Origin of the sequence: Hyphobacterium vulgare, from assembly GCF_042643335.1 — a bacterium.
GTDB classification, from domain to species: domain Bacteria; phylum Pseudomonadota; class Alphaproteobacteria; order Caulobacterales; family Maricaulaceae; genus Hyphobacterium; species Hyphobacterium vulgare.
The window spans coordinates 460618-482501 of record NZ_JBHRSV010000028.1; the positions used below are offsets into that span (position 1 = coordinate 460618).

At 65.5% G+C, this 21884-nt stretch carries 19 protein-coding genes and 1 pseudogene; 9 read left to right on the forward strand and 11 right to left on the reverse strand.

Going from position 1 to position 21884, the window contains the following annotated elements:
• Positions 1-50: 50 nt before the first annotated feature.
• Positions 51-803 (reverse strand): class I SAM-dependent methyltransferase, encoded by a 753-nt coding sequence (locus tag ACFOOR_RS14660; protein ID WP_343163332.1) that lies wholly within the window; start codon positions 801-803, stop codon positions 51-53.
• 98 nt (positions 804-901) lie between these two features.
• Between ACFOOR_RS14660 and ACFOOR_RS14665 the strand changes: the two genes are divergently transcribed.
• Together ACFOOR_RS14665 and ACFOOR_RS14670 are read left to right on the forward strand one after the other, a co-directional pair.
• The gene (locus ACFOOR_RS14665) at positions 902-1912 is read left to right on the forward strand and encodes an adenosine deaminase (protein ID WP_343163333.1); all 1011 of its coding nucleotides are present in this window, start codon (positions 902-904) and stop codon (positions 1910-1912) included.
• 56 nt (positions 1913-1968) lie between these two features.
• Positions 1969-2286, forward strand: a complete 318-nt coding sequence (locus ACFOOR_RS14670) for a YkvA family protein (RefSeq protein ID WP_343163334.1) — start codon at positions 1969-1971, stop codon at positions 2284-2286.
• Here the strand turns inward: ACFOOR_RS14670 and arfB are convergent.
• From arfB to purM, 3 genes are read right to left on the reverse strand one after another with little or no spacing between them, the layout of a single operon-like run.
• Positions 2283-2702 carry an alternative ribosome rescue aminoacyl-tRNA hydrolase ArfB gene (gene arfB, locus ACFOOR_RS14675; RefSeq protein ID WP_343163335.1) on the reverse strand — a complete coding sequence of 140 codons (420 nt, stop codon included), beginning with the start codon at positions 2700-2702 and terminating at the stop codon, positions 2283-2285. The two genes, ACFOOR_RS14670 and arfB, sit on opposite strands and share 4 nt — an antisense overlap.
• Before the next feature lie 11 nt (positions 2703-2713).
• Complete coding sequence (gene purN / locus ACFOOR_RS14680; protein WP_343163336.1) at positions 2714-3355, reverse strand: phosphoribosylglycinamide formyltransferase; 642 nt, start codon at positions 3353-3355, stop codon at positions 2714-2716.
• Between the two features lie 2 nt (positions 3356-3357).
• Positions 3358-4386 carry a phosphoribosylformylglycinamidine cyclo-ligase gene (purM, locus tag ACFOOR_RS14685; protein WP_343163337.1) on the reverse strand — a complete coding sequence of 343 codons (1029 nt, stop codon included), beginning with the start codon at positions 4384-4386 and terminating at the stop codon, positions 3358-3360.
• A gap of 113 nt (positions 4387-4499) precedes the next feature.
• On the opposite strand from purM, the gene ACFOOR_RS14690 reads away from it, so the two are divergent.
• From ACFOOR_RS14690 to ACFOOR_RS14705, 4 genes are read left to right on the forward strand one after another with little or no spacing between them, the layout of a single operon-like run.
• Complete coding sequence (locus ACFOOR_RS14690) at positions 4500-5540, forward strand: DUF2066 domain-containing protein (RefSeq protein ID WP_343163338.1); 1041 nt, start codon at positions 4500-4502, stop codon at positions 5538-5540.
• A 22-nt stretch (positions 5541-5562) separates the two neighbouring features.
• Positions 5563-6255 carry a hypothetical protein gene (locus ACFOOR_RS14695; protein WP_343163339.1) on the forward strand — a complete coding sequence of 231 codons (693 nt, stop codon included), beginning with the start codon at positions 5563-5565 and terminating at the stop codon, positions 6253-6255.
• An 8-nt stretch (positions 6256-6263) separates the two neighbouring features.
• Positions 6264-8471 carry an RNA degradosome polyphosphate kinase gene (locus ACFOOR_RS14700; protein ID WP_343163340.1) on the forward strand — a complete coding sequence of 736 codons (2208 nt, stop codon included), beginning with the start codon at positions 6264-6266 and terminating at the stop codon, positions 8469-8471.
• Complete coding sequence (locus ACFOOR_RS14705) at positions 8468-9970, forward strand: Ppx/GppA family phosphatase (protein WP_343163341.1); 1503 nt, start codon at positions 8468-8470, stop codon at positions 9968-9970. The genes ACFOOR_RS14700 and ACFOOR_RS14705 overlap by 4 nt, the downstream gene beginning before the upstream one ends.
• Before the next feature lie 59 nt (positions 9971-10029).
• On the opposite strand, the gene rnd is transcribed toward ACFOOR_RS14705, so the two are convergent.
• Genes rnd through ACFOOR_RS14725 form a run of 4 tightly spaced genes read right to left on the reverse strand, consistent with a single transcriptional unit; the run spans position 10030 to position 13886 of the window.
• Positions 10030-11181: a ribonuclease D gene (gene rnd / locus ACFOOR_RS14710; RefSeq protein ID WP_343163342.1), complete on the reverse strand. Its 1152-nt coding sequence runs from the start codon at positions 11179-11181 to the stop codon at positions 10030-10032.
• A 46-nt stretch (positions 11182-11227) separates the two neighbouring features.
• Entirely contained in the window at positions 11228-12544 is a 1317-nt protein-coding gene (locus ACFOOR_RS14715) for an MFS transporter (RefSeq protein ID WP_343163343.1), read from the reverse strand.
• The gene (locus tag ACFOOR_RS14720) at positions 12541-13248 is read right to left on the reverse strand and encodes a lysophospholipid acyltransferase family protein (RefSeq protein ID WP_343163344.1); all 708 of its coding nucleotides are present in this window, start codon (positions 13246-13248) and stop codon (positions 12541-12543) included. The genes ACFOOR_RS14715 and ACFOOR_RS14720 overlap by 4 nt, the downstream gene beginning before the upstream one ends.
• Before the next feature lie 11 nt (positions 13249-13259).
• Complete coding sequence (locus ACFOOR_RS14725) at positions 13260-13886, reverse strand: TetR/AcrR family transcriptional regulator (RefSeq protein WP_343163345.1); 627 nt, start codon at positions 13884-13886, stop codon at positions 13260-13262.
• Between the two features lie 146 nt (positions 13887-14032).
• Between ACFOOR_RS14725 and ACFOOR_RS14730 the strand changes: the two genes are divergently transcribed.
• Entirely contained in the window at positions 14033-14752 is a 720-nt protein-coding gene (locus ACFOOR_RS14730; protein ID WP_343163346.1) for an alpha/beta fold hydrolase, read from the forward strand.
• 84 nt (positions 14753-14836) lie between these two features.
• Positions 14837-16639, forward strand: coding sequence for an aspartate--tRNA ligase (aspS, locus tag ACFOOR_RS14735; protein WP_343163347.1), 1803 nt, complete (start codon positions 14837-14839; stop codon positions 16637-16639).
• Here the strand turns inward: aspS and ACFOOR_RS14740 are convergent.
• Both ACFOOR_RS14740 and ACFOOR_RS14745 read right to left on the reverse strand, forming a co-directional pair.
• Positions 16636-17997: a pentapeptide repeat-containing protein gene (locus ACFOOR_RS14740; protein WP_343163348.1), complete on the reverse strand. Its 1362-nt coding sequence runs from the start codon at positions 17995-17997 to the stop codon at positions 16636-16638. The genes aspS and ACFOOR_RS14740 overlap by 4 nt on opposite strands.
• A gap of 71 nt (positions 17998-18068) precedes the next feature.
• Complete coding sequence (locus ACFOOR_RS14745) at positions 18069-18557, reverse strand: pentapeptide repeat-containing protein (protein ID WP_343163349.1); 489 nt, start codon at positions 18555-18557, stop codon at positions 18069-18071.
• Between the two features lie 127 nt (positions 18558-18684).
• Here ACFOOR_RS14745 and ACFOOR_RS14750 point away from each other — a divergent pair, with 127 nt between their 5' ends.
• Positions 18685-20544 (forward strand): tetratricopeptide repeat protein, encoded by a 1860-nt coding sequence (locus tag ACFOOR_RS14750; RefSeq protein WP_343163350.1) that lies wholly within the window; start codon positions 18685-18687, stop codon positions 20542-20544.
• Here ACFOOR_RS14750 and ACFOOR_RS15295 read toward each other — a convergent pair.
• A pseudogene (locus ACFOOR_RS15295) lies at positions 20541-21230 on the reverse strand (TSCPD domain-containing protein); the annotation flags it as partial. The gene ACFOOR_RS14750 and the pseudogene ACFOOR_RS15295 overlap by 4 nt on opposite strands.
• Between the last annotated feature and the right edge of the window lie 654 nt (positions 21231-21884).

Below are 21884 nucleotides of genomic sequence, written 5' to 3' on the forward strand. Positions count from 1 at the left end.
CTGATGTTCGAAAGGCCCGGCGGTGACGCCGGGCCTTTTTCGTCGGGCGATCAGTCCACGCGGCGGGCGATGTAGAACCCGTAGCTGACGAAGTCGCGATAGCGCTCATACAGCGATATTTCGGTCTCTTCCGCCGCCACGATCGCCATCGCCGCCTCGCTGTTCGCATGGCGTTCGAGAAATCCGGCGAAACGCTGCTGCATCGGCCGGTAGTAGTGGTCGAGCCAGGCGCTTTCCGGCAGGACGAAATAGCCGACCGGCGCATAGCCCAGCCGTTCGAGCACGGCCATCTTGGCCGACGCGGTATCGACTTCGGGATATTGCGCGTCCCAGTGCGCCTGCAGCTCAGCCGGGCGCTCATGGGTCAGCCAGGTCAGTTCGGAGACGGCGAGAATGCCGCCGGGCTTCAGGAATCGGCGCCACGCCTCGGCCCCGGCCGCGAAGCCGATATTGTAGATCGCCCCTTCGGCCCAGATGGCATCGAACGTCTCCGCCTCGAAAGGCAGGGCGTCCATCGAGGCGTCGAGCGTTTCGATCCGATCGCCAAGGCCCGCAATCCTGGCGGCCGCGTTCAGGCGCTCGAGGAAGTCCGGCAGGAAGTCGACCGCCGTGACATGCGCACTCAGATCGTGCGCGAGCACGAGCGCAGAGGCACCAGTCCCGCAGCCGATATCAGCAATCCGCAGATCGGGCGAAGCCTCCAGTCCTGACAGCGAAATGGCCTGCCGGGTCACGGCCTCGCTGCCCGGTCCCTGCCGGCTGCCGTCGAGATGCAGATCAATGAGGAGCTGAAGATCATCCATGAGGTGATCTTCAGCACAGAACGGGAGCGAGGCGAAGAGAAACCTTGCTTGTGTGGCCGCCGCTCGAAAGCGAACATCGCGCTGTGAAGGAGCACCCCATGACCGACATCGCCGCGCTGGTCGCCCGTCTGCCCAAGGCCGAACTGCATCTGCACATCGAGGGCTCGCTGGAGCCGGAGCTGATGTTCGACCTGGCACAGCGCAACGGGATCGCCATTCCTTATGCCTCGGTCGAGGAAATCCGCGCCGCCTACGAATTCTCCAACCTGCAGGACTTCCTCGACATCTATTATGTCGGGATGAACGTGCTGCAGACCGAGCAGGATTTCCATGACCTGACCCGCGCCTATCTGCAGCGCGCGCACGCCGACAATGTCCGCCACGTCGAACTCTTCTTCGACCCGCAAGGCCATACCGATCGCGGTATTGCATTCAAGACCGTGATCGACGGCATCACCCGTGCCCTCGATGATGCCGAGGCCGAATGGGGCATGACGCACAGGCTGATCCTCTGCTTCCTGCGGCACCTCTCCGAAGAGGCGGCCTTCGAGACGCTTCAGCAGGCCATGCCGCATCTGAACCGCATCGACGGGGTCGGCCTCGATTCCTCGGAAATGGGCCATCCGCCGTCGAAATTCGCGCGCGTCTTCGCGAAGGTCGGCGCGCTTGGTCTGAAGCGCGTCGCCCATGCCGGCGAGGAAGGCCCGCCCGAATACGTCTACGAGGCGCTCGACCTCCTGAAGGTCGACCGGCTCGATCACGGCAATCGTGCGCTGGAGGACTCTGCGCTCGTCGATCGGCTGGTGGCCGAAAAGATGACGCTGACCGTTTGCCCGCTGTCCAATCTGCGCCTGTGCGGCGTCGAGCGGCTCGAAGACCATCCGATGAAGCGCATGCTGGATCTCGGCCTGCGCGCGACCTGCAATTCCGATGATCCGGCCTATTTCGGCGGCTATGTGAACGACAATTACGTCCGCACCGCCGAGGCCGTCGGCCTGACCGCTGACGACATCATCGAACTGGCAAGGAACAGCTTCAGGGGCAGCTTCCTCGAGCCCGATGAGATCGAACGCCGGCTGAAGGAAATCGACACCGCAGTCGCGGGCTGAAAGCCGCCACAATCGGCCCTAGACTCGGGGTCTGGTACTCCGGGAAGGCAAGGCCGATGACCGACCATTCGCGTCACTATTCCGACAGTGCGTTCCGCGGGAAGCTGGGCCGCTTCGGCAAGATGCGCGGCGTGAGCGATCTTGTCGCTTCCGCGCAGCGCCTCTACCGCATGATGAAAAGCCCGGACACGCCGCGCTGGGTCAAGCTGATGGCCGTGTCCTCGCTCGGCTATCTCATCCTGCCGACCGATGCGGTCACCGACCTCATCCCCGTCGCCGGCTTCATCGACGATGCCAGCCTGATCGCCGCCACGCTGGCGGCGATCGGCTCACGTTGGGACAAGGTGGAGGACGAGACGCGCGAGGCGGCTTAGTCCTCCACCTTCGGGGCCTGCCGCAGCGCCTTCTTACGGCCCTGCTGCGCCTTGGCCGCCTTCTGCTTGCGGATCGAGGAGAGGGAGGGGCGCGACGCCTTGCGCGGCTTCGGCGCGTGCGTGGCGCGCTCGACAAGCGTTGCCAGCCGCTCGCGCGCGTCCTGGCGGTTACGTTCCTGGGAACGGGCATTGCCCGCCTCGATCACGATGACGCCGTCCTTGGTCATGCGCGAACCGGCGAGGCGGCGCAGGCGCGCTTTCACGGCGTCGGGCAGGGAGGGCGAGGCCATCGCGTCGAAGCGCAGCTGGATCGCCGTCGACGCCTTGTTGACGTGCTGCCCGCCGGGACCGGAGGCGCGGATATGCCGCTCCTCCAGCTCGCTTTCGTCGATGAAGAGCGTGTCGGTGATGCGCATCTTTCCGCCCCTCAGGCCGGATTGATCAGCAGCCCATCGACCTTGGCGTCGGTCTTCACGACATCGCCGCGAACCCGTGCCTTGCCTGAGGCCACAAGCTTCACGCAGGCCGGATAGAGCTGATGCTCGGCCGCGAGCACGCGGGCGCCGAGCGTGTCCGGCGTATCGCCGGGCAGGACCGGGACGGCGGCCTGGCCGATGATCGGGCCATTGTCCATCTCCGCCCGGACGAAATGCACCGTGCAGCCATGCAGTTTCACGCCCGCCTCGATCGCGCGCTCATGCGTGTGCAGGCCCGGAAAGGCGGGCAGCAGCGAGGGATGGATATTGATCAGCCGGTCGCGCCAGTGATTGACGAAATCTGCGGTGAGCAGCCGCATGAAACCGGCGAGACAGACCAGTTGCGCGCCCGCTGCCTCGATCAAATCGGTCAGCACCGCCTCGAAGGCTTCTCGCGTCTCGTAGCCGGCGTGGTCGACCACAGCCGTGGGAAGGCCGGCGGCCTTCGCGCGGTCGAGCCCGCCTGCATCCGGGCGGTTCGACACGACGAGCGCGATCTCGGCCGGAAAGCCGGGCTGCGCGCAGGCCTCGATCAGCGCCTGCATGTTCGAGCCGCGTCCGGAGATCAGTATGGCGAGCTTGGTTCTGGCCATCTCTATGCCGTCTTCAACGCCCCGCACACGAAGGCGGTTTCGCCTGCAGTCGCGAGGTCGGCAATCACGCCATCGGCGTCTTCCGCCGCGACCGCCAGCACCATGCCGATGCCGCAATTGAAGGCGCGAGCCATTTCACTGTCCTCGACCCCTCCGGTCTTGGCCAGCCAGTCGAACACGGCCGGGCGTTTCCAGCTGGAATAGTCGATCACGGGTTTGAGCTGATCCGGCGTCATCCGCGGCGGATTTTCCACGAGACCGCCGCCCGTGATGTGCGCAAGGCCCTTGATCCGGCCCGAGCGGATGACCGGCAGCAGCGCCTTCACATAAATCCGCGTCGGCGCCAGCAGCGCTTCGCCGAGCGTCTGCGATCGGTCGAACGGCGCGGGCGCATCCCATTCGAGCCCGGACAGTCCGACGATCTTGCGGATCAGCGAATAGCCGTTGGAATGCGGCCCGGACGAGGGCAGGGCGATCAGCAGGTCGCCGTCCTTCATCGTCTCGTGTTTCGGCAGGATGGCGCCGCGTTCCGCCGCGCCGACGACGAAACCGGCGAGGTCGAAGTCTTCGCCGGAATACATGCCCGGCATTTCCGCGGTTTCCCCGCCGATCAGCGCGCAGCCGGACTGGCGGCAGCCCTCGGCAACGCCGGACACGATCTGCTCGCCGCGCGCCGGATCGAGCTTCCCCGTTGCGAAATAGTCGAGGAAGAAGAGCGGCTCGGCGCCCTGCGCCAGCACGTCATTGACGCACATGGCGACGAGATCGATGCCGATCGTGTCGAGTCGGCCGGTCTCGATCGCGATGCGCAGCTTGGTGCCGACCCCGTCCGTGCCGGAGATCAGCACCGGGTCGGTGAATCCGGCGGCCTTCAGATCGAACGCCCCGCCAAACCCGCCAAGCGCGGCGTCTGCTCCGGGACGGCGGGTGGATGCAGCCAGCGGTTTGATCCGGTCGACCAGCGCGTCGCCCGCATCGATGTCGACGCCGGCATCGGCATAGGTCAGGGAATTGCTCTTCGATTCGCTCATCTCGGGTCCGGCTCAGGCTTGCGTGTATGCACCGAATAGGTCAGGCACGGGCTTCACCCATGCCGCAGGGCGGGTATAGTCGCAAGTCAGCCCTGCCGACAGGAGTCTTTTCCGTGCGCATTTTCCTCGCCGTTCTGGCCCTTGCCTTCACCGCTTTCGCCGGTTCAGCGCGCGCGGATACGCCCTTTACCGTGACCGGTGTCGATATCGACGCGTCCGCCTCGAACGCGCTGGAAGCGCAGACCGTGGCGATGCGTGAAGGCCAGGTCGCGGCAACCCGTGTCCTGATCAACCGCCTGACCCTGCCGGAAGACCGGGGCAATTTGCCGCCGATCGGAGCCGAGACCGCCGCGTCGCTGATAACCGGCCTGCAGGTCACCGACGAACAGCGCAGCGCCACGCGCTATCTCGGCGAGCTGACGGTGAATTTCTCGGCCCGGGAAGTGCGCCGTTTCTTCAACGATGCCGGCGTGCCCTATGTCGACGCACAAGCGCGCGAAACACTGATCCTCCCCGTCCTGCGTACGGGGGATGGCCTCCTTTTGTGGGGCGGCAATCCCTGGATGGATGCGTGGCGCGAAGGCGGCTTCATCCACGCCCTGACGCCGGTCCGCGCCCCGGAAGGCGATGCAGGCCGCATGTTCATCGATGCGCAGACCGCCGCGAATTTCGACACCCAGGCACTCAACGACATCGCCCAGGCCTTCGGTGTTCAGTCGGTCGCGGTCATCATCGCCAGTGGCGGCGATGGCGGCGTCAGCTTCAATGGAACCATATTCGAATTCGAACGCGGTGAAGTCGTCGCGACGACCCCGGTGTCGGGCTCGTCCGGCGGCTATGCCGGCGCAGCGGCTCGCGTGATCGATCAGCTGGAAGACGCTTGGAAGCGCCAGGTCGTGGTGCGTGGCGGCTCGGCGGCAGAGATCCGCGTCACCGTGCTCTACAATTCGCTGGAACAGTGGAGCCGCCTTCAGACCGCGCTGACGGGGGCGTCCCTGATCTCCAATGCGCGCCTCGACGCCGTGTCCTCGACGGGTGCGATGATGACGCTGACCTATCGCGGCACCGCCGAACAATTGCGCCGCGAACTCGATGCGCGCGGTGCCGTTCTGGGTCAGGACCCCGATATGGGGCTGACGGTGACCCCGCGCTGATACCTGCCGGACGGCCAAAGTCATGACGGAACAGCTGGCGCTCGGTTTCGGGCCGCGCGACGAATTCAATGCAGCAGGCTTTGTCGCGAGTCCGTGCAATGCGGACGCGCGCGCCGCGCTGGACAATTGGCAGGCCTGGCCGGGCCACGCCCTGGCGCTCGTCGGCCCCGCGGGAAGCGGCAAGACGCATCTGGCGCGCATCTGGCAGAACCGGACCGGCGCAGCGCTGATCGATGCGCGGCGCATTGGCGAGACGCTCGACGCACTCGGGTCCGGAACCCCCGTCGTGGTCGAGAATGCCGATCGCGGCGTTGACGAGGACGGGCTGTTCCACCTGATCAACCGCGCCGGACAGGACGTCCTGCCGGGCCTGTTGCTGACGGCCCGCCTGGCACCGGCTTCGTGGCCGGTGGATACGCCCGACCTGCGCTCGCGCCTCGCGGCGATGCCGGTGGCTGAGCTGACCGAACCGGACGATGCGCTGCTCAGGCAGGTGCTGCAGAAACTCTTCCGTGACCGGCAAAGTCCTGTCACGCCCGGTCTGATAGACTATCTGCTGCCGCGCATGGAGCGTTCGATCGATTCCGCGCGGCGGCTCGTCGCGACACTGGATCTCGTCGCACTCGGACGGCGGACACCGGTCACGCGGGCGGTGGTGCGTCAGGTATTGAAAGACCTGTCGGAAACAGGCGAGTCGGATAGTCTGGACGGATGATGGAAAGCATGGACGGACAATCAGCCACCACTCCGCCGGGCGCCGCCACGTCAAGCGGCGAAGCGGGCACCGCGCTGTTGGCGTCGCCGGACCGCTTTCTCAATCGCGAACTCAGCTGGCTGCAGTTCAACATGCGGGTTCTGGAGGAGGCGTCGAACAAGCACCACCCCATCCTCGAACGCCTGCGCTTTCTGTCGATTTCGGCGAGCAATCTCGACGAATTCTACATGGTCCGCGTCGCCGGCCTGCGGGCGCAGGTCCGCAATGGGGTCGTCGTCCCGTCGATCGACGGATTGACGCCGGCCGAACAATTGGCGCGGATCAATCAGTTCGCCGGCGAACTGATGGACGAACAACTGACCCGCTGGCGGCAGATTCGCCGCGAGATGACGCGGGCCGGCGTGAAGCTGCTCGAAGCCGGTCAGATATCGAAGACCGACCGCGACTGGCTGCGTAACGACTTTCTCGAACACATCCTGCCGGTGATCACGCCGCTCGCGATCGACCCGGCCCACCCCTTTCCTTTCATTCCCAATCTCGGTTTTGCGCTGGCGCTGAGCCTCAGGCGCAATGCCGACCGCAAACCGATGACCGCGCTGGTGCCGCTGCCGTCGGGTGTGCGGCGCTTCGTCGAATTGCCGGTGCGCCGCCGCAACAAGGCGGGCAAGCCGATCAAGCGCTTCGTCGCACTTGAAACCGTGCTGATCCTGTTCCTGGACACGCTGTTTCCGGGCTACACACTTGAAGGAAAGGGCACATTCCGCATCCTGCGCGACAGCGACATCGAGATCGAGGAAGAGGCCGAGGATCTCGTCCGCGAATTCGAGCAACTGCTCAAGCAGCGCCGGCGGGGCGTGCTCGTCCGGCTCAAGGTCTCTTCGCAGATGCCGCTGAACCTGCGGCACTTCATTGCCCAGCACCTGAAGGCCGATCAGAGCGATATGCTGGTCGTCGACGGGATTCTGGGACTGGCGCAATTGAGTCAGCTCATCCCCGACGACCGGCCCGATCTGTTGTTCGAGCCATACGAGCCGCGTTTCCCCGAGCGGATCCGCGACCATGGCGGGGACTGTTTCGCGGCGATCCGGGCCAAGGACATCATCGTTCATCACCCCTATGAGAGCTTCGACGTCGTCGTCCAGTTTCTGCGCCAGGCTGCCGCCGACCCGGATGTCGTCGCGATCAAGCAGACGCTTTACCGCACCTCGAAGAACTCGCCGATCGTTGCGGCGCTGATCGAAGCGGCGGAGTCCGGCAAGAATGTGACCGCCGTGGTCGAGTTGAAGGCCCGTTTCGACGAGGAAGCCAATCTCAAATGGGCCCGCGACCTGGAACGTGCCGGGGTTCAGGTCGTCTACGGCTTCATCGAGTACAAGACCCACGCCAAGGTCTCGCTGGCGGTCCGGCGCGAGGGCGGCGACCTGCGCACCTATGCACATTTCGGAACGGGCAATTACCACCCGATCACCGCGAAGATTTACACCGACCTGTCGCTGTTCACCGCCGACCCGGCCTTCGGCCGCGATGCCGGCCGCTTCTTCAACTATGTGACCGGTTACGCGCGCCCTGAGGACATGGAGCGCCTGTCGACCTCACCGGGGGACATGAAGGGACTGATCCTGCAGCATATCGAGCAGGAAATCGAAAACGCAAAGGCCGGCAAGCCGGCCGCGGTCTGGGCGAAGATGAATTCGCTCGTCCATCCTGCGATCATCGATGCGCTCTACCGCGCCAGCCAGGCGGGAGTCCGGATCGAACTTGTCATTCGCGGCATTTGCTGCCTGCGGCCCGGCGTGCCCGGCCTGTCGGACAATATCCGCGTGAAGAGCATTGTCGGCCGCTTCCTCGAGCATTCGCGGATCGTCTGCTTTGCCAATGGCGGCCACATGCCGAGCGAACGCGCCAAGGTCTTCATTTCGTCAGCGGACTGGATGCCGCGCAATCTCGACCGCCGCGTGGAAGTGCTCTGCCCGATCCAGAACCCCACCGTGCACCGGCAGATCCTCGACCAGATCATGGTCGCCAACCTCAATGACGAGGCGCAGTCCTGGTACATGCAGCCGAGCGGCGAATATGAGCGGGTCGACACGGCCTGCCGCGCCAGGCCGTTCAACGCCCACGCCTGGTTCATGACCAATCCCAGCCTGTCGGGACGAGGACAGGCGCTCAAGAATGACCAGCCCGCCACCCTGCCGTATTCGGGGCCGCGCCTTTGAGCCTTCTGCCACGCCGCAGCGACCGCGACATAGCCGTCATCGATGTCGGTTCGAATTCGGTCCGCCTGGTCCTGTTCCGGCTTGAGGGGCGGGCGCTCTGGCCGATCTTCAACGAGAAGGTCTCTGCCGGTCTCGGACGGGGCATGAGCCGGACGGGACATCTCAGCGAGGAAGGGGTCGAGACCGCGACGCGGGCGCTGAAGCGTTTCGCGGCCCTGCTCGATGCCCGCAAGGTGAAGGAACGCTACGCCGTGGCCACGGCCGCGGTCCGTGCGGCCACGGACGGTCAGGCCTTCGTCGATCGCGTCCGCGAGGAGAGCGGTATCGCGATCCGGGTCATTTCCGGCGAGGAAGAGGCGCGCCTGTCCGCACTCGGCGTTCTGGCCGGCATTCCGGACGCCGACGGCGTCGCCGGGGATCTCGGCGGGTCGAGTGTCGAGCTGACCCCGGTGTCCGGCGGCAGGACGGCAGACGGCATCAGCCTGCCGCTCGGGCCTTTGGCGCTTCCGGACGGGCTCGATACCGACCGCAAGACGATGAAGAGTTTCGTCGACGAGGGGCTCGACGAATCCATCGCCATGCTGCGCGAGCAGGGCAAGACGCTTTATGCCGTCGGCGGGGCATGGCGTGCCCTGGCGCACCTGGCCATGGAAACGCTCGATCATCCGCTTCGTGTGCTGCATCAATACGAGCTGAACCAGAAGGACGCTGCCAAGATCGCGGACTTCGCTGCCTCGACGTCGTCGGCTTCGATGTCCGGAGTGCATGGCGTATCGGGAAAGCGGGCCGAACAACTGGCCTATGCCGGTCTCCTGCTGAAACGGCTGATGAAGCTCGGCAAGTTCAAGCGCGTCGTGTTCTCGGCTTACGGGCTTCGCGAAGGCGTGGTGTTCGACCATCTGTCGAAACAGGTGCAGGCCGAGGACGCCTTGATCGCGGGGGCCGAGGCGCTCGCCTCGCCGGCGGCGCCGGCTCCGGAATTCGGGCGCGCGCTTGGCCAATGGCTGGAGCCCGTCTTCACGCAGACCGCCGAAACCCTCGGGGATCGGGGCCCGCTGGTCCGGTCGGCTTCCTGCCGTCTCGCCGATCTCGGTGCGCGCTTTCACCCGGACCACAAGGCGAACTTGTCGCGCGAGCTCGTGCTCTACGCCCCGTTCGCCGGTGTTGCACATGCCGAGCGTGCCTATATCGCACTCGCCATTCATCACCGCTACTCAGGCAAGAAGCCGCCCGCCGACATGCGCGTTTTCGATGCGCTCCTCAGCGAGGAGCAACGTGCGTCAGCCATCGCCCTGGGACTGGGCATGCGGCTCGGCGCGGCCTTGTCGGGACGGTCCGAGGAATTGCTGTCGCGCTTCTCGCTGACCGTGGAGAACGGCACGCTCCGGCTGGAGACGCCCGCCCGTGAACGCGAACTGGTCATCGAACGGGCGGCCTCTCGCTTCGATCAGTTCGCCGAGGCCGTTGCCCGCAAGCCCGATATTACCGAGATCGGCTGACTCATTTTCGGCCGGAGCGGGAGCCGGTTTCGCCGCTCGAAAGAGCGTTGAACCGGAAATCACACGTCCCGCGCGACGACTTTTCCGTTTTCCAGAAGCAGTGCGATCCGGCCGCGCTTCAGCTTCAGCGCGGTTTCCCCGAAGACGTCGCGCCGCCAGCCCTGCATCGCGGCGACGTCGGCGTCGTCCTTTGCCGCAATGGCTTCGAGGTCGGGCACGGTCGCGATCAGGCGCGGGGCCACGCCGATATCGTCGGCCACCAGTTTGAGCAGCACTTTCAAAAGCTCGGTCGTCGGCCCGGCCCCGGCGGGCGGTGGCTCGGGCGGCGTCACGCTCGGCGCGTGTTTCTTCGGATCGCTGAGCGCGATCTTCAACGCTTCCAGCAGGCGTTCGGCGGGCTTCGACCGCTCGAACCCGCGCGGAATGGAGCGCAGCTGTGACAGCTGCTCCGGCGTCGCCGGCGCAGCGTGCGCGATTTCGTAGAGGCCTTCGTCCTTGATCACGCGCTGGCGCGGCATGTCGCGGGTCTGCGCCTCATGCTCGCGCCAGGCCGCCGCGGCCTTCAGCGCCGCGAGCCATTTCGCGGTCGTCTTTCGCAGCTTCAGACGCTTCCACTGCTCGTCCGGGTCGAGCGCGTAGGTGGCGGGGTTGGAGAGGATGTTCATCTCCTCTGCGACCCAGGACAGGCGGTCCTTCGATGCCAGCCGGTCACGCAGGATCGGATACATGTCGCGCAGATGCGTGACGTCGGCGAGGGCATAGCCCAGCTGATGGTCGGACAGCGGCCGGCGCGCCCAGTCCGTGAAACGCGCGCCCTTCTCGACATTCCGCTTCAGCACCATGCGCACGAGATTGTCATAGGCGACGCTGTCGCCGAGGCCGAGCGCCATGGCCGCGACCTGGCTGTCGAACATCGGCGTCGGGATCAGCCCCTTGCCCTTGTGGTAGAAGATTTCGAGATCCTGCCGCGCGGCATGAAAGACCTTCATGACGCTGTCGTCGCGCAGAAGTTCGAAGAAGGGCTCCAGATCGATCCCGTCCGCCATCGGGTCGATCAGCACCTCGGTCTCGCCGCCTGCCGCCTGTATCAGGCACAGGATCGGCCAGTAGGTGCTCTCCCGCATGAATTCGGTGTCGATGGCGACGAATTCGCACTGCCGCAGCGCAGTGCAGGCTTCCGCCAAGTCCTGGGTCTTTGTGATCACATTCATGGGGACCGGGTTTAGCGATGCGCTGCGGCTTTGGCGAGACGGCGTGTCAGGCGGTCACGTTCTTTCCTCGGTGCCCGATCCACCAGCGCCAGAAGGTGAGCACGGCGAACACGCTGCTGACCAGCGCGATCAGGAGAAAGGCGGTCGGGATCGGTAGGCCGAACAGGGCCAGGATCGCCAGCGTGGCCTGCCCCAGCGTTGCCGTGGCTGCGTTCAGGATACCGCCTGCCGCGAGCAGGCGCCCGCGCTTGTCGGCAGGCGCGCGCCGCTGCGCCATCGCCTGCAACGGCACCACGAACAGGCCGGCGGAGATGGCCGCGAGGCCAAGATCGGCGATCAGGCGCCAATTGCTGCTGTCCGCGATGAATTCGGCCGAGGTGACAAGCACTGCGTCCGCAGGCACGGGCGGGTGCCCCATCGTCTGCCAGGCGACGTCGAGCGGGAAGAGAACCAGGCCGATCGCGCCGGCGATCGAAAACGGCAGGGCGTCCCCGTTGCCCGACAGGGTGCCGCAGAGAACCGCTCCGATCGCCGCGCCGATCGTGAACAGCGCGCTGAAGAACAGGACGACGGTGGCGTCCGCGCCCAGCACGTCGCGTGCGAAATTCGGCATCAGTGTCACGATGGAGGCCGCGAGCATCCAGAACCAGGCGGCGCCGATCAACGGGCGCAGCACGTCGGGCGCGCGCAGGGCGTGACCGAAGACGCGGATCGTTTCGAAGACGAAGTTGTAGCTGACCTTCAACTCCGGGGTCGCCGCAGGGGTCGTTGGCAGGGCGCGCGCGGCCAGCCAGCCGATCACCGCGATGGCGACGAGAATCGCGGCCACGATTTCCGGACCCGCCGTTCGCTCGATCAGAACCGTACCGAATCCGACTCCGAGCAGAACAGCCATGTTGAGGCTGCCGGAAATCAGCGCATTGCCCGGAACCAGTTCCTGCGGCGCCAAGAGGGTCGGCAGGGCGGCATTCTTGGCCGGCGCAAAGAAGGCAGACTGCGCCCCCATCAGGAACAGCGTCCCCATCAGGAGCCATGGATTCTCGAGCAGGAAGCCCGCTCCGGCCAGAATCATCAGCCAGATTTCCGCGAACTTCGTGAAGCGCAGCACACGCGTCCGGTCGAACACGTCCGAGACGCGCCCCGCCATCGCCGAGAACAGGAAAATCGGCAGGGTGAAGAGCGACGCCGCGATGGGCACGAGGACGGCGCTCGGAAGGTCCATCACCGTCATGCCTTGATAGGCGACGAGGGTGACGAGCGCATAGCGGAAGAAATTGTCGTTGAAGGCGCCGAGCGCCTGCGCGACCAGCAGGGGCAGATAGCGGCGCTGACCGAGAAGGTTGAGGGCAATCCTGGCGCTCATGACTGTCCCTCCGCTTCGAGTTCACGCGTGCGGGCCGAGACCCGTTCTTCCAGCGTTTTCATGAAGTTCTCCTTGGACAGGCCCGGCTCGATCGGATCGAGAAACTCGATCACGGCCGTGCCGGGATGCTTGGCCCAGTCCTGCTGCGGCCAGAACAGCCCCAGATTGGTCGCCACCGGCACGACCGGGCGGCCCAGCATGGCGTAGAGCCGGTAGACGCCCTTGCGGAAGGGCTTGGTCTCGCCGATCTCGGTGAGGTGGCCCTCGGGGTAGATCAGGATCGGCCGCATCTCGCCGTGCGAGCGGTGGATCCCGTCCTTCAGCGCCTCGATCGATTTGCGCCCGCCGCCATTGTTGACGACGATTGCGCCGACCCGCGTCAGGATCCAGCCGATCAGCGGGAATTTCAGCATGTGGTCGCCGACCACGAAATTGATGTCGCCGGTCTTGGCCATCATCACGATGCCATCGCCCCAGGACTGGTGCTTGGCGGCGATGATGACGGGCTGGTTCTTCGGCGGCGTGCCGCGCACCTCGATCCCGATCCCCGCGACATGCTTCATCAAGAGGACGGTAAAGCGGGTGTAGGACCTCAGCCCGTGCATCAGGAAAAAGCGGCCCGGGATCAGGCCGACCACCGCGCACAGGATCGCGTAGACGCCTGACATGCCCCAATAGAGCGTGTTGAACAGCAAGGCGCGCATCACTCTCTCCTTCAGCCCGTCTTCAGCACGGCCATGACGGCGCGTACGAATTGTTCGACATGGCCGGTGAGGGGGGAGCGTATCCGTCCGAACAGGCGGTATTCCCCGGCCTGCATCACGACGCCCATCGCCATCGCGCTTTTCAGCTCCGGATCGTCCTTCGGGATCTCCCCCGCCGCCATCGCCGCGCTGACGCGCCGCGCCATCAGCGAGGACGGGTCGGCCCCGCCATCGCCGGAGCGTGCGAGAAAGACATTCCGCTGCGTCAAATGGTAGGCGAATTGCGACGGCTCGGTCTCGGCGAGTTCGCAGAACGCGCTGACCACGGCGCGGACGGTCTGCTCCAGCGAGGCGCCATCATGAAGCGTGTCCTTGACCAGACCCATCAACCGCTTGTGGATCGCTTCGAACAGCTGACGCGACAGCGCCTCCTTGCTTTCGAAGTGGCGATACATCGCCCCGTCCGACAGATTGCACGCCCTGGCGATGTCCTTGATCGACACCCCGTCAATGCCGTGTTCTGCGAACAGGCGCAGCGCGGCGCGTTCGATCCGGGCCTTTGTGGACCCGTCCGGCGCGCTGACCCCGCGCTTGGGGTCCTCGCGCATGAACAGCGCCTTGTTGAGGTATTTCGACATCCGTTTCACCTCGTGTGAGCGATCATTCACACGAGCAATAGCCGATCTGTGGATAATCCGCAAGTGAATACTTACTTACGTCGCAAGAAGCGGGTGGGCAGCTTTGCACGGGCGAGCGATGACGGCGCTCAGGGAGGACCTCGCCGATGACCCATTATCTCTTGATCCACGGCAGCTGGCATGGCGCCTGGGTCTGGTACAAGACCGCGCCGATGCTGGAGGCCGAAGGCCATACCGTGACTTGCGCGGAGCTGCCGGGCCGCGGCCGGCATCCTGCCACATCGGCTTTCGTCGGGCTGAACGGCATGGTCCGCGCCGTCATGAAGCAATTGCCGCCGGAGGTCCGCTTCACGATCGTTGCGCACAGCCGCTACGGCATTCTCGCCTCCGCGCTGGCCGAAGCCGTGCCGGACCGGGTGGAGCGGACCATCTATCTTGCCTCCTACATGCTGCCGCCGGGAGACCGCGCCGCGAATTGGTTCCGTTCCGACCGCAAGAGCGCCCTCCTGCCGGGGATCGAGGTCAACCGGCTGGCGTTGTGGGACGGGCTGCAGCCGCACGTCTACCGCGAGGCGCTCTATCACGACTGTCCGGTCGAGGATTGGATGCTCGGTCGGCTGATGCTCTGCCGGGAACCCGCCCGGCCTGCCATCACGCGGTTGATACTGACGGAGGCAAACTATGGCCGCGTGCCGCGCGCCTATATCCGCCTGACCGAAGACCGGGCGGTCACGCCTTCGCTTCAGGATCGCGTCCTCGCCGCCACGCCGGTCGACCGGGTCGAGGATATCGCCGCCAGCCATTCGGTCTATTTCTCCAAGCCGGTGGAACTCGTCAGGACGATCTTGAAGCTCTCGGCGTCCTGACCGCCGCGATTCCTTGACAGGCAGGCCGCTTCGCGGGCATGTCGCGCCCTTCTGACCGATGCTTTCCCCCGAAGGGTTTTCGCCATGCACGCCTATCGCTCGCACACCTGCGGCCAGCTCCGCGCCTCTGACGTTGGCGCCACCGTCCGCCTGTCCGGCTGGATCCACCGCAAGCGCGACCATGGCGGCCTTCTGTTCGTCGATTTGCGAGACCATTACGGCCTGACCCAGTGCGTGCTGGAGCCGGAAAACGCGCATTTCGCCAAGCTGGAACGCCTGCGCGTGGAAAGCGTGGTCACGATCACCGGGAAAGTCGTCGCGCGCTCGGAAGAGACGAAGAACGCCAACCTGCCGACGGGAGAGATCGAGCTGCGCGTCGAGGACCTTTCGGTCCAGTCGGAAGCCGAGGAGCTTCCGCTGCCGGTGTTCGGCGAGCCGGAATGGTCCGAGGAGGTGCGCCTGAAGCACCGCTATCTCGACCTGCGCCGCGAGAGCCTTCACAAGCGCATCGTGCTGCGCTCGAAGATCATCGAATCGATCCGCCAACGCATGATCCGCGGCGGCTTCACCGAGTTCCAGACGCCGATCCTGACGGCGTCCTCACCGGAAGGCGCGCGCGACTATCTCGTCCCGTCCCGCCTGCATCCGGGCAAGTTTTACGCGCTGCCCCAGGCGCCGCAGCAGTTCAAGCAGCTGATCATGGTGTCGGGTTTCGACCGCTATTTCCAGATCGCACCCTGCTTTCGCGACGAGGACGCCCGCGCCGATCGCGCGCCGGGCGAATTCTACCAGCTCGACATAGAGATGAGCTTCGTCACCCAGGACGATGTCTTCGCTGCGATCGAGCCGGTCCTGCTCGGCACGTTCGAGGAGTTCGCCAACGGCCACGCCGTGACCAAGGCCCCGGTGCCGCGCATCCCCTATGCCGAGGCGATGCAGAAATACGGTTCCGACAAGCCGGACCTGCGCAACCCGATCGAGATGTGCGCCGTCACCGACACCTTCGCCGGGTCGGGCTTCAAGGTGTTTGCCGGCATGATCGAGAAGAACCCGGCCGTCGTGGTCTGGGCGATTCCGGCGCCGGGCGGCGGCAGCCGCGCCTTCTGCGACCGCATGAATGCCTGGGCGCAGAAGGAAGGTCAGCCGGGTCTGGGCTACATCTTCTTCCGTGACGGCGAGGGCGCTGGTCCGATCGCCAAGAATATCGGCGAGGAACGCACCACCGCGCTGCGCGACAGGCTCGGCCTGAAGGATGGCGACGCCGTCTTCTTCGCCGCCGGTCAACCGAAGGACTTCGCCGCCTTCGCCGGCCGCGCGCGCAATGTTGTCGGCCGCGAGCTCGACCTCTACGAACAGAACGTCTTCAAATTCTGCTGGATCGTCGATTTCCCGATGTATGAATGGAACGAGGACGAGAAGAAGGTCGACTTCTCGCACAACCCGTTCTCCATGCCGCAGATGGACGCCGATGCCTTCATGGCGCTCGACAAGAACGACCACGAAGCCCTTCTGGGCATGAAGGCCTATCAGTACGACATCGTCGTCAACGGCGTCGAACTGTCGTCGGGCGCAGTTCGGAACCACCGCCCGGACGTGATGCTGAAGGCGTTCGAATTCGCCGGTTACGGCCCGGAAGTGGTCGAGGAGAAGTTCGGCGGCATGCTGAACGCCTTCCGCTACGGCGCGCCGCCGCACGGCGGCATCGCGCCGGGCATCGACCGCATCGTCATGCTGCTCGCTGGCGAGGAAAACCTGCGCGAAGTCGTGATGTTCCCGAAGGACCAGCAGGCGCGCGACCTGATGATGCAGGCCCCGGCCGATGTCGATCCTCGCCAGCTGCGCGAGCTGCACCTGCGCTGCGTGGTGACCGAGCCAAAGAAGGACTAGTTCGGCTCGGGCTCCGGCTCGACATCGTTCAACGGCGACAAGTCGGCGGGCTTCGGCGGCATGGGGGGTGCGGGAGGCTCGACCGTCATCCCGCCTTCGAGCTCGATCTCGCCGCGCTCGCTTCGGAACTCCCAGCGGAATCCGCCGGCTTCGCCGCCGGCACCGGACATCACCTCGCCATCGGGGGATACCACAAAAGTGTAAGACGTACCGGGCACGCGGATTTCCTGCGGGAAGCGATGGTCGCGCATCATGTGTTCCATGGCCTCGAGGCGCGCCCGGGCGGCCGCGAGTTCGGCTTCCCGGCGCTCGGCTTCGGCCACGTTGGCTTGCGCCATCGCCGACGTGCGCTCTTCCTCGCGGCGAAGCTCATCAAGCGCCAGCTCGATCGACCGGCGCACTTCGGCAAGATCGCCCGACCGGCGTACCTCGATCTGCAAGTCGTTGGGCAGTTGCGCCCCGACTTCGCGCAGCGCGGCCACGGCGGCGGCCTGGGCTTCCAGTATCCGGGCGGTGTCGATGACCTGGACCGTGCGGCCATTGCTTGAGACGGTCACAACGCCGTTTGTCCGCAGGGCACGGGGAGGGCAGGGGGGCACGATCAGATCGCCCGGCAGATCGGTCTCCTCGTCGCCGCAGGCATGGACCAGTTGCGCTTCCGTCAAACCCCGTGCACGGGCGAATTGCGCACCCGCCAGAACCGCCCCGTCGAGGCGCGCACCGGTGAAGTCTGCGCGCTCCAGACGGGCCCCCGAGAAGTTCGCGGCCCGCAAATCGGCATTTACGAAGACGACACGTGCGCCTTCCGCTTGGGTGAAGTCCGCGCGCGGCATCCGGGCATCACGGAACACCGCCCGGTCGAGCGTCGCATCGGTAAACTCGGCATGATGCAATTGTGCGCGCGCCAGAACGGCGTTCGACAGGTCGGCCCCGTCAAAACTCACCAGAACGAGTTGCGCACCGGACAGGTCGCCACCGGTCAGCCGGGAGTCCGTGAACCGGATCCGGTCGCCGCGAATATTGATCAGGTGCGCGCCGCTCAGATCACTGTCGATGAAGGCCACACCGGAGAACCGTGCGCCCGTCAGATTGGCGTCGTTGAGATTGGTGTCTGAAAACCGGCATTCCTGCAGGCCGGCATTGATCAGCGTCGCGTGCGAGAAATCGGAATCATCGAACTGCGCCCCGATGACGAGCGCGTCCGAAAGGTTCTGCCCGGCGAAATCGCATTGCTGGCAACTGCCTGAGATCGTCACCCGGCGATGGGGGGGAGGGTCGCCATAGCCTGCGTCCGCAACCGCGGCGAGGGCGGCGGCGGCACAACTGCCAAGCAGAAGAAGGGTAAGCGCGCGCATCATGTCAGTTCTGCGATACGCCAAACATTCCCTCTATTCGACTTAAATTGCGGTAAGCGCGAGGTTGGCTCGTGTTAACGGCAGCTTGGAACCCGCAGACCGGGCGGCAGTTCCGTCGATGTATCCCCACACGCCGTGTTGAGCTGCGACTGTGTGAGTCCATGCGCCTGGCGCATTTCCGCGCCGGAAAGCAGCGCGCCAGTGAGGTCGGCCCCTGTGAAGTCGGCACCACCGAAATACCCGCCAACCAGATTGGCATCCCGCAAATTCGAATTGCGGAAGCTGACGCCGGTGAAACGGGCGCCGAACAGGTTTGCGACAGACAGGTCACACGCCGACAGATTCGCGCCATTCATCGTCGTCAGACTGAGATCGGCCTGACGCAGGCGCGAACCCGACAGGTTCACATTCGGCAGATCACGATACGCCAGATCAGCCTGGAAAAGATTGCAGCCCGAGCACGACGCACCGCTCTGGACCCGCGCAATTTGCGAAGCATCCTGCGCAAGCGCCGGAGAGACGGAAAGAGCGAAAAGCGCGGCGGTGGCAAGCAGACGTTTCATCCTGGCACGGCTCCAATCTGTCCGGCCTCCAGCCCTGCAAGCGACGGGCCGAAACGCATGGCCAGACACGGCATTCAATTGCTCTCGCACGCTTTTCGTGCCACTCGATTGCGCGACAGGGGGGCCGATGGGATCGTTCATCAACGAGCTGAGACGTCGGGGCGTGATCCGGGCGATTGCGGGCTATCTCGTCGCAGCCTGGCTGGTCCTGCAGGTCGTCGCGGCGGTCGAAAACGCCGCCGGTCTTCCGTCGTGGTCCGATGGTCTTGCCCTGATCGCCCTGATCGTTGGCTTTCCAATTGTCGTCTTCATGGCCTGGTCGTTCGACCTGACGCCCGACGGGCTGCGGCCGACGGCTGTTGAGGGCATGACCGCCGAACCGACCCGGACCCTCGACTATGTGATGTTCGCGGCGATCGCCGTTTTCTGCGGTCTGATCGCCTGGCAGCTTGCAACGCGCCCCGCCCTGTTTACGGGCCAGCGGCCTGGCGACACGGTTGCGCTCGTCACGCCGGCGTCTGCCGGCCCTCCCGCAACGGTCGAGGTCGCGCCGCCGCCCGAATTGTCGGTCGCCGTCCTTCCCTTTGCGGCGTTCTCGGCCAGCGAGGATGACGGGTATTTTGCCGATGGCCTGACCGAGGAAATCCTCAACTCGCTGGCGTCGCTGCCCGACCTACTCGTGACATCGCGCACATCGGCCTTCCAGTTCAAGGGTCCCGATGTACCGCCGATCCCGGAGATCGCACGCAGTCTGAATGTCGCGCACGTGCTCGAGGGCTCGGTCCGGCGCTCGGGCGACCGGGTCCGCGTCACCACCCAGCTGATCCGTGCTTCGGATGACCGGCATCTCTGGTCACAGACCTATGACCGGTCGCTCGACGATGTCTTCGCCATACAGGAAGAGATCGCCGAGGCCGTTGCTGCGGTGCTCGAAATCGTGCTCGACGAGGAAGCGCGCCGGCAGATGCGGAATTCAGGCACCCGCAGTTTCGAGGCCTTCATCGCGTATCAGCGAGCGCTGGAACTCTGGGAAGACGCGCATATCGGCGGCGACTTCTCCCTGCTCGACGAAGCCGATCCGCTGTTCGCTGCCGCGACCGAACAGTCTCCGGATTTCTTCCAGGCATGGCTGCTCCGAAGCGACCGCAACTCGCACCGGATGATCGAGATGTCGGAAGCGCCTGAGCCGGTCGATGACGCAGTCTGGATCGAACTGGAAACCCAGCGCGTCGCTATGCTCGACGCCGCGATGCGCACCGCGGAAACCCAGGCGCAACGCTCGATCGTCGCCGCCAACCAGATCCTGTTCGAGAGCGACTGGACTCACGCCAACACGATCGTCTTCGATTCCCTCGCCTCGGAAGACTGTCTCAACGACAATTGGCTGCAAACGCTGATCGTACTCTATCCCGACCTCGATCAGCGCCTCGCCTATGCCGAACGGCTACTGGTTTGCGACCCGCTCAACCCGGAAGCCCAGCTGTTCCATGCCGACACGCTGATTGCGCGCGGCGACTACGAAGCGGCGCTGAGCGACGCGGACAGGCTGTTGGAAATGGACCAGATCGGGGAGAGCGAGATGGTCCGTCTCGATGCGCTGATGGGACTGGAACGCTATGACGAGGCCCGCGCCATGCTCGACGAGAATTGGCTGTGGGAGAATTACCGGCTCGACGCCCGGCTCGGGAATGCCGACGCCCTGTCGGCCAGCTACGAGGAACTCTCCGCGGAAGGCGACTGGTCGGCGCTGATCGTGAATGCCATCGCCGGCCGGCGTGAGGAGGCCAACGCGGTCGCGGCCCGGATGGATGCGCGGCCGCTTGGCGCTGTGAGCCTGATCGATGTGATCATCGGCTGCGGTTGCGGCGCGCCCTTCGATCTCGAGGCCACGCCGAATTTTGCCGCGCGGATCGAAGCCGGCGGTCTGGCTTGGCCGCCGCCGGCCGATCTTGGCTTTCCGCTGATGGACGCGGCCGAAACGCCCTAATTCCGCCAGCCGCAGGCATCGCAGATCTGCCCGCCTTCAGTCGCCTCCAGCAGGGTGAAATGTCCGCATTCCGGGCACGGGTCTCCGTCATAGCTGTCCGGGCCGCGTGCCTTGGCGGGCTCTTCCTCGGGCTCTGCCTTCGGCTTGCGCCGGTCGGCCCCGAGCATCACGACATTGTCTGGCAACTGGCCGCGCGAGAAGCCCTTGGAGATGAAGTGCGCTGCGGTCTCCGCCATGAATTTTTCCCGGGCCACACCGCGACCGATCCCGCCGGTATCGTCCGGACCGGTCTCGGCCAGATCCTCGCGGCCGAGATAGGAGACGGCGAGTTCGCGGAACAGATAGTCGAGGATCGAGGTCGCATGCCGGATCGAGTCGTTGCCTTCGACCGGGCCGGCCGGTTCGAAGCGCGTGAACACGAAGGCGTCGACGAATTCCTCCAGCGGCACGCCGTATTGCAGCGCGATCGAGATCGCGATCGCGAAATTGTTCATCAGCGAACGGAAGGCCGCGCCCTCCTTGTGCATGTCGATGAAGATCTCGCCGAGTTCGCCATCCTCGAATTCACCGGTGTGCAGATAGACTTTGTGCCCCCCGACCGTGGCTTTCTGGATATAGCCCTTGCGGCGATCCGGAAGCTTGCGACGGTCCGCCGAGCGTTCGACGATCCGTTCCACCACCCGCGCGGCCAGGTGGGCCTGTTCCGGCGTCTCGGCGACCGCTTCCAGCGTGTCGAGCAAGGCCGTGAAACCCGACCCGTTGCGACGCACGGTGACGAGCGGCAGCTTGGTCTGCGCTGCCGCGCGGATCAGCGTCGCGACGGTTTCAAGACCGGTTTCAGCGGGCAGGGTGATGTCCGCCGAGACAGGCCCGTTCAATCGCGCCGCCAGCGTGCCCGCGACGATCAGTACGGCTTCCGGTCGCGGCGGTGCGAAGGCATCGGCGGGTACACCCCGCGGTGGTTCGGGCAGATCGAAGCGCAGGCGCGACAGGCCGGCCGCGACGCAGCGCCGCCACTGCACCTCGCCGTCGATTTCGGCGGTCAGCCCGTCGAGCGGGGCCAGACCGTCGCTCTCGCTGCCAAGCAGGCGCGCCGTGGCGGGGTCCGGCGCGGTGGAACAGACCGCGACCCGTTCGCCCGCGGATGCTTCCGCCGTCACGCCGATTTCGCGTACCAGCGCCATCGCCGCGTCGCTGTCATAGGCGAGGCCGAGCGCGGCGAACAGCGCCGCCAGCCCGGTCAGAACCACATGTCCGGCCGGTTCTTTCCCGCCACGGGCACGCAGCACTTCGCCAAGCAGGGCGAGATGCCCTGACAGCCGCATGCGATCGAAGCCGTC